Below are 12,684 nucleotides of genomic sequence, written 5' to 3' on the forward strand. Positions count from 1 at the left end.
GGCGGCTCTTCGAAACTCGTGGATTAGGCCGGCGGCGGTGCTACGGCGCTCGCGGATCATGCCCTCGCCGATCCGATATCCAAGGTTCCGGCTCAGCAGATCGCCGCGGCCAAGGGCAAGCACAGCGGTCGCCCCAAGGTGATCGATGAGGACATGCTGACTTCGCCCAGGCGCTGCGCGCCAAGGGGGTCCCGGTCCCCGAGATCGCCGGAAAACTCGCGATCACCTCGGGTAAGAACGCGGGCAAGCGCCCTCGGTCGCCACGCTGTACCGTGCGCCGGCCGAGGCGAAAGCGGCCGGCGGCCCCCAGATGGCGGTGAATGAGCGTGTTTGACCATCAAGTTGCCGAGGATGCCGAGGCCAGCGCTGCCCCCGCCGTCAGCAGGCCGAGATCGCCTGGGGCTACGGGTGTGACCGGCCCGGCCGGGACGCCTCTCGGGCGTGGTGGGGCTTCGGTTTGGGGGCCGGTCCGGACGCGGTGGCCGCGGTCGCGACGGTGGCCTCGCGGCGTTCGGGCAGGTGGATGAGACGCCAGGCGATCAGGGCCCCGGTGATGTAGGAGGCGCCGACCAGGAGGAACGACACGGCCGCTCCGGAGGTCCAGCCGGGGGTGACGGCCAGGACGGCGCCGATGGAGGCGATGCCGACCAGGGAGCCGAACTGCCTATTGGCGTTGAGGACCGAACCGGCGGTGTTGGCGTGCTGGGTGCCCGCCGCGTTCACCGTGGCCGCCGTTATGGCGGGGGAGATGAAGCCGCCCGCGATGCTGGTCAGGCCGAGGACGACGGCCAGCATCCAGTATGGGGTGGAGGGCGAAAGCGCGACCAGTGCCAGCGATGCGACCCCCGCGACCAGGAAGAAGACGGCCAGCAGCGGACCGGCCGCGACGCGCCCGGAGACGCGGGCGAAGCCGATGTTGCTGACCGGGATAAAGATCGTCAGAGGCAGGATCTCCAGCCCGGCCTGGAACGGGCTCGCGCCGCGGGCGTGCTGGAGATACAGGCCGATCATGAACAGCGAGCCGAAAAACGCGGCGTTGAACAGAAAACCCACGGCGTTGGCGCCGGCAAAGCGCGCGCCGCGGAACAGCGCCCAGGGCATCACCTGGTTGTCGGTGCCGCGCTCGCGGCCGATGAGCAGGATGGCGGCGAGCGTCGCGGCGGCGATAGCGCCGATCACCGGGACCGAGTTCCAGCCGAGTTGCGGCCCCTCGATCAGCGCGAAGCTGATGCCGGCCAGCCCGACGATGACGGCGGCGTGCCCGGGAGCCGCCAGCGGCCGGGCGTCGCCCTCCGTCCCGGTGATGTACCGGCGGGTTAGGAGCATGCCTGCGATACCGACCGGCAGGTTGATCAGGAAGATGCTCGGCCAGCCGAACGCGCCGACCATGATGCCGCCGACCGTGGGGCCCAGCGCCATGGACGGGGAGACGATCGCCGACCAGACGCCCAGCACCTTGGTGCGTTCGCGCGCGTCGGGGAAAGCCCGGACCAGCAGCGCGAGCGAACTCGGCATGAACAGCGCTGCCCCGGCCCCCTGCAGAAGCCGCGCCGCGATGAGGACCTCGATGCTCGGCGCCAGCGCGGAGGCCAGCGACGCGACGCCGAAGATCCCCATGCCCCACATGTAGACCCGTCTCGCGCCCACCCGGTTCGCCAGGCCACCGGCCAGCATCAGCAGGGCGGCGAAGGTAAGAACGTAGCCGTCCACGGCCCAGGTGAGCTGGGAGAGGGAGGCGTGCAGACGTTCCTGGATCGTGGCTCCGGCGACTTGCATCACCGTGGCGTCCAGGCTCGCCATGACGAACCCGGCGGCCAGCGCCGTGATCTTCATCGGGCCTGGCGGAATCTTGGGCATGACCGACCTCGCGTTTTCAGAAGCTAAGTGGACGGGGTGTGTCCGGATCACGCTAATGCAAGTGGACGCCTTGCGTCCACTTTAATCGGACTAGATCCGTCCACTTATTGCTAGACTGGTCACATGACGACAACAGCACCCGCGGTGGACCGGCTCCTGGACGACGGCTCGGGCCGACGCCCGCGCGCCGATGCCCGGCGCAACGTGGAACGCCTCGTCGTCGCCGCCCGTCAGGCCGCCGCCGAGGGCGGCGAGATCACTGCCCACGAGATCGCGCGCCGCGCCGGTGTGGGCATCGGCACGTTCTACCGCCGGACCGGCTCCCTCGAGGCCCTGCTCGAGGCGGTCCTCGGCGAGGTGCTGGGAGAGATCGTCGCCGAGGGTGACGAGGCACTGGCCGATCCGGACCCCTGGGCGGGCTTCACGAGGTTCGCCCTGTCCTACATCCACCTTCGTAACGAGCTGTGCGACGTCAACAAGCGCCTCGGCAACGTTCTGGACCACTCCCGAGCTGAGCTGCGCGACCGCATCCACCTCCTGGTGGAGCGAGCACAGCAGGCCGGAGCGATGCGCACGGACGTGACCTGGGAGGACGTGGCGTTCCTCATGGTCGCCGCGTCCTCAACCGGCTCCCATACCCTGGGCCTCCAGGCGGGCGCCGGCCAGTGGGACCGCAACCTCCAGGTCGTCCTGGACGGCCTGCGTACCCCAGGCCCCGGCATCCTCCCCGGCGAACCGCCCACCCTGGTGCCCTGACCGGAGGTCTCCTGACCACGGCCGGGCCATCTACGTCGACGTCACCTGATCCGGTGTCGCCCGCCCCTCACGTACCGACAGACGTGCTTGCGCTCCGCGCTGTTCCGGAGTCGTGTTGGTCAAGACAGGGCACACCATCGCATCGGGGTGCCCCGTATGAAACTCGTATGAGCCATCCGACAGATCGTCTCCGATGATATGAGCCTCATATGAGGCTATGCACTCCTCGAGCCCGTCCGTATGAGCCGGGTAACAAACACCTTCGGTCGGCGTCGCGGCTTTGTATGCGGGCCTGTCCGGACCGGCGCGATCGGTCACCAAGTCCATATGAGGCTCCTCTGAAGCACCCCACTGGCTCTGTGAGGTTGCATTCCTGACCTGGCGCATCAGCAGCTCATACGAGCCGATCAGAGCACAGGACGGCCAGGCGGCGATCAGCCGACCGACCACCGAACGTTCAGCCACCGCCACGTTCGCCGCCAAACTGGCGGCGCTACCGATGAGCAGTAGCGCCCAGGGCAGTGGCCCGCTCCGCCGATGGCAACGCGAGTCCATGAGCAGAGACATCGACGAGGTGACGATCATGCCATCGACCGAGATCGGAAGCAGGACAGCGGTCCACGGCGTCTCTCCATACCGCCGCACCAGCAGGTACATGTGCCGATACGGCACGATCGCCGCGATCACGGCCAGCACGACCACGCTGAGCGTTGTCGTCCAGCGGATCAGCTGGTCACCGCGTCGACCCTCGGAACCGGCGACCGACACCTCGAGGCTTCCAGAAACCATGATCGAACTCCCGACCAAGGGTTGGGCGATGAATGGGCGACGGCCACTTCCCGCAACGTCGCCGAACGTCGCTCAACTACCCCTTATCGAGGACCCTGACCTGCACTTTCACGCATCACCACAGGTCACCGGATACCCGGCGCTACCTTGACACGGTAGAGGTCAGGCGGGGGTCCGACCTCGGCAAGCCGACCGGGAATTCGCTTCTTCGAGCTACACGTCCGGCCCACCGGGAAAACTGGTCGACGCAGAGCTATACATATCGGAGCGTCGGTCTGGCGTTACCTAGGAGCAAAGCGCTATCCCACATGCGTCCACCAGGCCCTCGAAGCCCCATCCGCAACGTTGCGACCGTTACGCGTGACGCCCCGAACCATCCGTACCGCTTCTTCCGGGTGGACCGCTCTGACCTGCATCGATCGCCTCTTTAGACGATCAAGGCGGTGAACCGGGGATCTGCATGTTGACCTTGGGCGATGTTTTCGCAGGTCAGGGCCGCGCGGCCGGGGATCGGGGGGATGACCCCGGCCACGCGGCGGTCTGTGGGGCGCTCAGCGCCGGTCGGTGACCTTCATGATCTGCCACAGCTCCTCGCGGAGTCGGTCACGACAGACACGGTACTGCGCCCAGTCACCACCGAAGGCTTTCATTACGACATATTCCTCGTCATCGCTGGCCTTCCGTACCGGCCGGGAATGGTGCACGGCATCGTGCATCTCACTCCACAGGCGGTCCCTCCAGGCGCGATAGAGCTCCATGTCGCCGCCGAACTTGGTCTCCACCAGCAGCTTCTCGTCGCGGATGGCCCAGCCGGCGAGGTCGGATCCGTGGCGGCGCGGCTCATTCCGGCCGAGCGCGCGGGACGCCGGGCGGTCGTGCTTGCCCGGGGGCCACACCTTCATGACGTCTCTCTCCTCGTTCCTGCCGACGTTCAGAAGGACGCATCAGACCGCCGCCCGGATGACAAGGATGTTCCGGCGCTGTCGTCTCTGAGATTCTGGGGGTATGCAGCAACACCGCCGGCTCCGCGACGACCTCCTCGATGCCGCCGCAAGGTTGATCATCGAGCGTGGGTTCCGGCGGGTCCGGATGCAGGACGTCGCGGACGCGGTGGGGGTCAGCCGGCAGACGGTGTACAACGAGTTCGGCGACAAGTGGGGGCTGGCTCAGGCGCTGACCCTGCGGGAGAACGAGCGGTATCTCGACGGCGTCGACGCGGCGCTGTCCGACCACGACGACCTGTACTCGGCGGTCGCGGCCGCGGTGTCGTACACGCTGCGGACCGCCGCCGACGACCCGTTGAAGAAGACGACGCTGACCGGTGAGGGCAGCGAGGACCTGCTCCCCCTGATGACCACGCGCGCCGAGCCGGTGCTGTTCGCCGCGCGAGAGCGCATCGTCAGCCATGCCGTACGCCAGTGGCCGGAGCTCGACGCGACGGAGGTGACCGAGCTCGCCGACGCGGTCATCCGCCTGACGATGAGCCACGTCATGCTGCCGACGGATCCGGCCGAGGTCGTCGCCGAGCGCCTGGCGCGGCTCGTCGCCCGCTTCCTGGGCCTGTCCGCGCCGAGCGACTGACTCAGAAGCTCGGCGGGCGTTTCTCGCGCAGGGCGCGGACGCCCTCGCGCAGGTCGGGACCGGCGAAGCCGTAGAACTCCAGGGCCAGCGAGGCGTCGAATGCGGGCCCGGCCATGCGCAGCCAGTTGTTCAGGGCGTACTTCGTGAACCCGATCGCCTGGGCGGCCCCGTCGGCGAGCCGTCCGGCGATCTCCAGGGACTTCTCGTGGACGGCGTCGTCGTCGACGCAGAGGCTGACGAGGCCGATGCGCTCGGCCTCCTCGCCGGTGAGCGGCTCGCAGAGCAGGAGGTGGTACTTGGCCTTGGCCATGCCGCACAGCAGCGGCCAGACGATGGCGGCGTGGTCGCCGGCGGCCACGCCGAGGCGCGTGTGGCCATCGATGATCCGCGCGGTGCGGCCCGCGACCGAGATGTCGGCGAGCAGGGCGACGGCCAGGCCCGCGCCGACGGCGGGTCCCTGGATCGCGCTCACGATCGGCTTGCCGCAGTTGAGGACGTTGTAGACGATGTCGCGGGCCTCGCGCAGGACCCGGGAGCGGACGTCGAAGTCCGCCATCATGTCCTCGATCATGGCGAGGTCCCCGCCTGCGGAGAAGGCCGTGCCGGCTCCGCGTATGACGATGGCGCGCACCTCGTCGTCGGCGTCGGCGTCGCGCCAGATCTGGGCGAGTTCGCGATGGCCGGTCGCGTCGACGGCGTTGAGCCGCTCGGGGGCGCTGATCGTCACCCGGAGCACGCCCTCGCGCGCCCAGTCGATCCGCAGCCGCTCGTACGACTCATAGCTCATCGGTCCGACCTCCGCGTCCGGCTCGCTCGAGCCTATCGGGAAGATCGGGGGTCCATCGAAGCGACATCGGCCGGAGGGCTCACCGGGGCGGCGTCGGCCGGAGGGCTCAGAGGCGGCCTTCGGTCGCCGCGCGCACCAACGCCTCGAAGAGGCGGAGGTCATCGCTCTCCTCGGGATGCCACTGCACGCCGATGCCGAACCGGTGCCCCTGCAACTCCACCGCCTCGACGACCTGGTCCTCGGTCCAGGCGACGGCGACGAGTCCCTTGCCGAGGCGCTTGACGGCCTGGTGGTGCCGTGTCGGCACCTCCACCTGCTCGCCGAGGATCCGGCCCAGGGTGCTGGAGGCGCTGATCTGGACGCGGTGGGCGCCCACTCGGCCGGAGGCCGGGGAGTGGGCGTCCCCGCCGACGACGTCGGGCAGGTGCTGGACCAGGCTGCCTCCTTGGAGGACGTTGAGCACCTGCATGCCGCGCCCGATCGCGAGGAAGGGCACGTCGTTCTCGACGGCGGCGCGCAGCAGCGCGAGTTCGAACCGGTCGCGTTGCGGCTGCGGCGCGCCGGTCCGGTCGTGCCGCACCTCGCCGTACAGGCCGGGGTCGAGGTCGGCGCCGCCCGCGATGACGAGGCCGTCGAGGCGTTCGACGTGCACCGAGACGGCGGCGCGGATGGACGGCGGAATGAGCACGGGGACGGCCCGTGCGCGTTCGAGCGCGCGCAGGTACGACACGGGCAGCAGCGCCGCCTCGCGTACCCAGTCGCTCCAGCGCGCGGGCTCCAGGTCAGTGGTGATTCCGATGAGCGCGGGCCCCGTGCCGTACGTCGCCCCTGCCATCCCGGGGCCTCCTCCCGAACGCCTTCGGCGATGTCGTTGTTGCTCTGGGTCATCATGGCGCATGACGGAGCCGATGGGCGGCCGCTCGCGACGCGTGGCGCGCCCGGCCTGCCCGACTCCTCGGCACCCGACCGTACGGCCGGGGATGGGGAGTCGCGGGGAACATCCTTCCGTACTCGGGGGAGATCAGAAGTAGAGATTTCTTCAAACCCGTAGATATTTCTTCTATCGTTCCCCGTATGCAGCCAGGCGCACGGCCTAGTCGGTTTCATACCGATCGGTATGTGCGGTTCACTCGCAATGACTCTCTGATTACGCGTAATCCACATTCGATTACCGTTCGTACATCTCGGAATTAGCCCGCTCCAAGAGGTTGATGTTCTCCCTGGTGAGATGCGAAACTCGCTGGACGGGGACCATGTGGGGACGAGTGACAGGAACAGCCGTGAAATCCGTGGAGTCGCTGAAACCTGAGGTGATCAAGGAAATCTACGCTCTCATCGAGCCGTACGCAGAAAAGGGCATTTCATATTTCTACGGACGGCTCTTCGCAGAGAACCCACGACTTCGCACGCTTTTTCCGCCGGGCATGGCCGCGCAACGGGAACGCATGTTCCGCGCCCTCGCCCAGATCACCGGGAGCCTCGACAGCCCGGACACCTTCACCGACTTCCTGTCCCGGCTCGGGCGGGACCACCGCAAGTTCGGCATCGCCCCCGCGCACTACGACGCGATGGGACGGGCGATGCTGGCGACGTTCCGCGCGTACGCGGGCGAGGCGTGGACGGCGGAGATGGAGGCGGCCTGGACGGCGATGTTCACGACGGCGGCCGCGATCATGATCCAGGCTGCCGAGGAGGACGCCGAGCACACACCGCCCTGGTGGATCGGTGAGGTCGTCGAGCACGAGCGGCGCGCCTCGGACATCGCGGTGCTGACCGTACGGCCGAGCCAGCCGCTGCCGTACCGCGCGGGGCAGTACGTCACCGTTCAGGCCGCCCGGTGGCCCCGGGTCTGGCGGTCGTACTCGATCGCCAACGCCCCGGGCGAGGACGGGCTGCTGCGCTTCCACGTGCGGGCGCTCCCGGCCGGCTGGGTCAGCGGAGCACTCGTCCGCCACACCGCGGTGGGTGACGCGCTCCTGCTCGGGCGGGCGGCGGGCTCGATGGTGCTCGACGCCGAGTCCGGCCGCGACATCCTGTGCGTGGCGGGCGGCACCGGGCTCGGCCCGCTGAAGGCCCTCGCGGAGGAGGCGCTCCGGGCCGAGGGAGAACGCGAGGTCCGGCTGTTCGTCGGCGCCCGTACGCCGGCCGAGCTGTACGACCTGCCCGCTCTCCGGGCGCTTGCCGAACGGCACGCGCGGCTCGTGGTGGTGCCCGTCGTCTCGGAGGACCCCGACTTCGACGGCGTACGGGGGCTCGTGTCGGACGTCCTCGGCCGTTTCCAGGACTGGTCGGGCCGCGACGTGTACGTCGCCGGACCGGCCGGAATGGTCTCGCGCACCGTGACCAACCTGCAGGAGCGGGGTGTCCCGGCCGACCGGATCCACTACGACGCGCCGGACCGCTGACCGCGAGCCGACCAGCCACACCCTGACCCACGAGCCTCGACCGCGAGCCGACCGTCTACACCGCCGACCCACGAGCCTGCCGACGTCGACCGCGATCCGCCGGCTCCGGCGGTCCCACCCGCCCGACACCACCGACGCGCGAACCCGCCGACGCGGACCGCGAGCCGACAACGCCGCCGGGCCCCACTCGCCCGACGTCGCCGACCCGCGAGCCGACGCCGCCGGTCTACGCGCCCGACTCCGCGCGTTCGCGCAGCACCGCCGCCGTTTCGTCGTCCGCCGGGAAGAACGCCTCGATGGCGAGCTCGGCGAGGGTGACGTCGGCCGCCGCGCCGAACGTCGTCACCGTGCTGAAGAAGCTCAGCTCCCGGTCGCCGTACCGGAGGATCGTGGGCAGCGCGATGTCGTGCGCGGGCTCGTGGACGGCGTCCTCGTCGACGTCGGGACCGTAGGCCTTCGTCTCCTCGTGCAGCGCGGCGAGCTCCGGGTCGCCGGTGAGCGACACCTGGCGGGCCATCCGGCCGACCAGGTGCGCCCGCACCTCAGGCAGGTTGACCACGCGCGCCGACAGTCCCATCGGGTGCAGGGCGAGCCGGTGGATGTTGACGGGCGGCCGGACCAGCTCGTCGGGCACGTCCTCCAGGAACAGCATGGCGGCGTTGTTGGCCATCACCAGGTTCCAGAACCGGTCGACCACGATCGCGGGGTACGGCTCGTGCCCGTCGAGGACCCGGACGAGGGCCTGGCGCGCCGGGCCCATCTCCGGGGCGTCGATCGAGCGCTGCGCGTACACGGGTGCGTACCCCGCCGCGATGAGCAGGTCGTTGCGCTCGCGCAACGGCACGTCGAGCCGCTCGGCCAAACGCAGGACCATCTCGCGACTGGGATGCGAGCGGCCCGTCTCGACGAAACTGAGGTGGCGCGTGGAGACGTCGGCCTCGAGGGCGAGCTCCAGCTGACTGAGCCGGCGGCGGCGACGCCAGTCGCGCAGCAGATCGCCGACGGGTCGCGTGGTTGTGGCGGTGACCATGATGATCAGACGCTATCCGCCACGGCCGCCTTACGGCGATTACCTGTGAGGTAGTCGACACGATGACGCGGGACGCGACCGGCGCGGCGGGTTGGCGGGTCGTGGGAAAATCCGGGTACGGCGCATCTCGCCCGCGGCGACGTCACTCGCCCGGGCCCGGCGCGCGCCGCCGAGGGGAGGGTCGACGGCATGCCGAACGTCAGCGCGCTCTCGGCCGGGCACTTTCTGCGGTTCATCAGGTCCGGTGCGGCACGCACCCGGCGCGATCTGATGGAGCTGACCGGGCTGGCCCGCTCAACGGTCGCGCAGCGCGTGGACCAGTTGGTGAGCGCCGGTTACGTGCGCGAGGGCGGTGTCGACGCCTCGACCGGCGGCCGCCGCCCCAGTCTCCTGGAGATCGACGAAGGGTCCGCCGTGGTGCTCGCCGCGGATCTGGGGGCGACGCACGGCCGGGTCGCGGTGACAGACCTCGCCGGCCGGGCGCTCGGCGAGACCACCGGCCGCATGCTCAGCTCCGAAGGGCCGGAGAAGGCCTTCGCCTGGGTGATGGATCGGTTCCGGGAGCTCCTCGCCGACTGCGGCCGGTCCGTCGCCGAGGTGTGCGGCGTGGGCGTCGGCCTGCCGTGCCCGGTGGACGTGCGCACGGGCCGTACGGTCCAGACCCCGATCGCTCCGGGGTGGGAGCGGTACGACATTCCGGCCGCGATCGCCGCCGAGTTCCCCGGTCCGGTCATGCTGGACAACGATGCCAACGTCATGGCGCTCGGCGAGTACACCGCCGCGGGCCCCGACTCGCCGCCGGTCCTCCTCGTCAAGGTGGCGACCGGCATCGGCGCCGGGATCGTGGAGGACGGCCGCGTGCTGCGCGGCGTCGGCGGCGCGGCGGGCGAGATCGGACACGTCCGGGTGCCGGGCCGTGACGACGCGGTGTGCTCCTGCGGTCGCCGGGGCTGTCTCGCCGCGGTGGCGAGCGGGGCGGCGCTGGCGCGCGAGCTGGCCGCGTCCGACCCGTCGGTCCGCGACTCCTCCGACGTCGCCCGGCTGGCGCTGGCCGGCCATCCGGAGGCGGTACGGCTGACGCGGGAGGCCGGGCGCGCGCTCGGCGACGTCCTGGCGGTGGTCGTGAGCGTGGTGAACCCCGGCTCCCTGATCATCGCCGGGTCGCTGGCGGGCGCCGGGGAGCATCTGGTGGGAGAGATCCGCGAGACGGTGTTCCGGGGCGTGCAGTACCGCTCGACGCGCGGGCTGCACATCGGCGAGGGACGCCTGGATTCGCGCGCCGGCGTGGTGGGCGCGGCGTCCATGGTCATCGACCGGGCCTTCTCCCCCGAGGTCGTCGATGCCCGGATCGCCGCCGCGGAGCCGTTGCGCGCCTGACCGACCGAGACGTTTCCGGTCGATTACGAAAGTTACACAGCGGTTACAGGCGCGCCACTTGTCACGCCCGGAAGGACGGCGCAGGATCGGCATGGGCCTACTATGTCCATGATCACGGACGAAGTAGCCACAATGCCGGACAAAGTTCCCCGCGCGGAGAAATCGAGATGTCGGACAGCGAGAGACCGGGACACGAACGCCATCGGCTCTGGGTGGTGAACCGACTGAGCCGCGCCGAAGTCGCCGCACGGGCCGCGGAGGTCCTGCGCGGCAACGACCGGGGACTCCACACCGTCGCCGCACCCCGGCTCTACCCCCACATGTGGAGCTGGGACGCCGCCTTCATCGCCGTCGGCCTGGCACGGATGTCGGCGAGCCGTGCACTGACCGAGCTCGAGACGCTGTTCGCCGCGCAGTGGGGCAACGGCATGGTCCCGCACATCGTCTTCTCCGCCAACGCCCCACTGTACGAGCCGGGCCCCGACCGGTGGGCGTCGAAGGAGACCTCGCCCCACGCACCGGACCACGCCGCGACCAGCGGCCTGATCCAGCCACCGGTCCACGCGCTCGCCCTGCGCCGGATCCTCGACGCGGCGCGGAGCTCCGACGCCGCCGGGCGGCGCGACGTCATCGCCCGGATCCGCATCCTGTGGCCGAAGCTGCTCACCTGGCACCGCTACCTGGCGGAGCACCGCGACGCGGACGGCCGGGGGCTGCTGATGATCTACCACGGCTGGGAGAGCGGGATGGACAACTCCCCCCGCTGGGACACCCCCTACGCCGACGTCGTCCCCGAGCCGGGGTTCCGGCCGTTCCGCCGGTCCGACCTGGCGGCCCTGGGCGAGCAGTCGCAGCGTCCGACCGACGCGGACTACGTCAAGTACCAGTGGCTGATCGAGGAGCTCCGGCAGGCGCGCTACGACGACGAACTGGCCCGCAAATCCCTCAGCTTCCGGGTCGCCGACGTGTTCGCCAGCGCGATCTTCGCGGCCGCGAACGAGGATCTCGCGCGGGTCGCCGACGAGCTCGGCCTGGGCGCCACCGACGAGCTGCTCGGCTACGCCGAGCGGTTCCGGCGCGGCGTGCTCGGCACGACCGACGAGGACGGGTTCGCCGCCGACGTCGATCTGCGCACGGACACGGCCCTGCGCACCAAGACCATCGCCGGGTTCGCGGCGCTCCTGTCCGGCGGACTGGACGCGGAGCGCCGGCGCCGCCTGGTGGACCTGCTGCTGTCCCCCGCCTGGTGCGGAAACCCCGACCTCGCCTATCCCCTGCCTCCGAGCACGAGCCCGGAGGCGCCCGAGTTCGACGCCGCCCGCTACTGGCGCGGCCCGCAGTGGCCACCGATGAACCTGTTGATCATCTGGGGCCTGGAGCGCTCCGGGGAGCACGACGCGGCGGAACGGCTCCGCGAGGTCGCCCTCTACCAGCTCACCGACGGCGTCTTCGCGGAGTACTACGAGCCGTTCACCGCACACCCGCTGGGCAGCAGGCCCCAGTCCTGGAGCGCCGCGGTCGCCCTCGACCTCGTCGGCGGCTGACGGTCGATTACCCGGCGGGTAGTGGACATCGCGCCCTCTATCGGCACACTGTCGTCATGATCTCTCCTGACGACCTCCTGGCCGCCATGCCGTTCGCCGGGACCACCGGCCTGGTGATCGACTCGGCATCCGCCGAGGAGGTCACCGGCCGGCTCCCCTGGGCCCCGGAGCGCTGCACCGCCGGCGGCGTGATGCACGGCGGCGCCCTCATCACCCTCGCCGACAGCGTCGGCGCCGCCTGCGCCTTCCTCAACCTGCCACCGGGCGCGAACACCACCACGGTCGAGACGAGCACGCGGTTCTTCCGGGGCGTACGGAACGGCGAGGTACGCGCCGTGGCCCGGCCGCTGCACACCGGCCGGACGACCATCGTCGTACAGACCGACCTGTACGACGCCGAGGGCCGCCGCGTCGCCCAGACCACCCAGACCCAGGCCGTCCTGACCGGCTGACCTACCGGCTCAGACCTTGCGCCACCGGGGGACCCAGGCGCTCTTCATGAGGGCTTAGCGTAATGCTCGACGCGGTAATGGGCGTCTACTCTGAACACTCCTGACA

12 protein-coding genes are annotated in these 12,684 nt (G+C 70.2%); 6 read left to right on the plus strand and 6 right to left on the minus strand.

What is annotated here, in order from left to right; all coding sequences use genetic code 11:
• Positions 1 to 402 precede the first annotated feature (402 nt).
• Positions 403 to 1,857: an MFS transporter gene (locus tag ACQP2O_RS31980; protein ID WP_433171537.1), complete on the minus strand. Its 1,455-nt coding sequence runs from the start codon at positions 1,855 to 1,857 to the stop codon at positions 403 to 405.
• A gap of 123 nt (positions 1,858 to 1,980) precedes the next feature.
• On the opposite strand from ACQP2O_RS31980, the gene ACQP2O_RS31985 reads away from it, so the two are divergent.
• Positions 1,981 to 2,613, plus strand: a complete 633-nt coding sequence (locus tag ACQP2O_RS31985; RefSeq protein WP_433171539.1) for a TetR/AcrR family transcriptional regulator — start codon at positions 1,981 to 1,983, stop codon at positions 2,611 to 2,613.
• A 30-nt stretch (positions 2,614 to 2,643) separates the two neighbouring features.
• Here the strand turns inward: ACQP2O_RS31985 and ACQP2O_RS31990 are convergent, their stop codons facing one another.
• Complete coding sequence (locus ACQP2O_RS31990; protein ID WP_433171541.1) at positions 2,644 to 3,402, minus strand: DUF2637 domain-containing protein; 759 nt, start codon at positions 3,400 to 3,402, stop codon at positions 2,644 to 2,646.
• Between the two features lie 551 nt (positions 3,403 to 3,953).
• Positions 3,954 to 4,304, minus strand: a complete 351-nt coding sequence (locus ACQP2O_RS31995) for a hypothetical protein (RefSeq protein WP_433171543.1) — start codon at positions 4,302 to 4,304, stop codon at positions 3,954 to 3,956.
• A 103-nt stretch (positions 4,305 to 4,407) separates the two neighbouring features.
• Between ACQP2O_RS31995 and ACQP2O_RS32000 the strand changes: the two genes are divergently transcribed.
• Positions 4,408 to 4,983: a TetR family transcriptional regulator gene (locus ACQP2O_RS32000; RefSeq protein ID WP_433171545.1), complete on the plus strand. Its 576-nt coding sequence runs from the start codon at positions 4,408 to 4,410 to the stop codon at positions 4,981 to 4,983.
• A 1-nt stretch (position 4,984) separates the two neighbouring features.
• On the opposite strand, the gene ACQP2O_RS32005 is transcribed toward ACQP2O_RS32000, so the two are convergent.
• Entirely contained in the window at positions 4,985 to 5,770 is a 786-nt protein-coding gene (locus ACQP2O_RS32005) for an enoyl-CoA hydratase/isomerase family protein (protein ID WP_433171547.1), read from the minus strand.
• A 106-nt stretch (positions 5,771 to 5,876) separates the two neighbouring features.
• Entirely contained in the window at positions 5,877 to 6,605 is a 729-nt protein-coding gene (locus ACQP2O_RS32010; RefSeq protein ID WP_433171549.1) for a gamma-glutamyl-gamma-aminobutyrate hydrolase family protein, read from the minus strand.
• Positions 6,606 to 7,023: 418 nt separating this feature from the next.
• Between ACQP2O_RS32010 and ACQP2O_RS32015 the strand changes: the two genes are divergently transcribed.
• The gene (locus ACQP2O_RS32015; protein ID WP_433171551.1) at positions 7,024 to 8,175 is read left to right on the plus strand and encodes a globin domain-containing protein; all 1,152 of its coding nucleotides are present in this window, start codon (positions 7,024 to 7,026) and stop codon (positions 8,173 to 8,175) included.
• Between the two features lie 226 nt (positions 8,176 to 8,401).
• Here ACQP2O_RS32015 and ACQP2O_RS32020 read toward each other — a convergent pair whose 3' ends face one another.
• The gene (locus tag ACQP2O_RS32020) at positions 8,402 to 9,205 is read right to left on the minus strand and encodes a helix-turn-helix domain-containing protein (RefSeq protein WP_433171553.1); all 804 of its coding nucleotides are present in this window, start codon (positions 9,203 to 9,205) and stop codon (positions 8,402 to 8,404) included.
• Between the two features lie 189 nt (positions 9,206 to 9,394).
• Here ACQP2O_RS32020 and ACQP2O_RS32025 point away from each other — a divergent pair, with 189 nt between their 5' ends.
• From ACQP2O_RS32025 to ACQP2O_RS32035, 3 genes are all read left to right on the plus strand, one after another.
• Positions 9,395 to 10,582 carry an ROK family transcriptional regulator gene (locus ACQP2O_RS32025; RefSeq protein WP_433171555.1) on the plus strand — a complete coding sequence of 396 codons (1,188 nt, stop codon included), beginning with the start codon at positions 9,395 to 9,397 and terminating at the stop codon, positions 10,580 to 10,582.
• A 215-nt stretch (positions 10,583 to 10,797) separates the two neighbouring features.
• Positions 10,798 to 12,126 carry a glucosylglycerate hydrolase gene (ggh, locus tag ACQP2O_RS32030; protein WP_433171557.1) on the plus strand — a complete coding sequence of 443 codons (1,329 nt, stop codon included), beginning with the start codon at positions 10,798 to 10,800 and terminating at the stop codon, positions 12,124 to 12,126.
• A 56-nt stretch (positions 12,127 to 12,182) separates the two neighbouring features.
• Positions 12,183 to 12,578 carry a PaaI family thioesterase gene (locus ACQP2O_RS32035; RefSeq protein ID WP_433171559.1) on the plus strand — a complete coding sequence of 132 codons (396 nt, stop codon included), beginning with the start codon at positions 12,183 to 12,185 and terminating at the stop codon, positions 12,576 to 12,578.
• Positions 12,579 to 12,684 lie beyond the last annotated feature (106 nt).

Source organism: Actinoallomurus sp. CA-150999, from assembly GCF_050942425.1.
Taxonomy (GTDB): domain Bacteria; phylum Actinomycetota; class Actinomycetes; order Streptosporangiales; family Streptosporangiaceae; genus Actinoallomurus.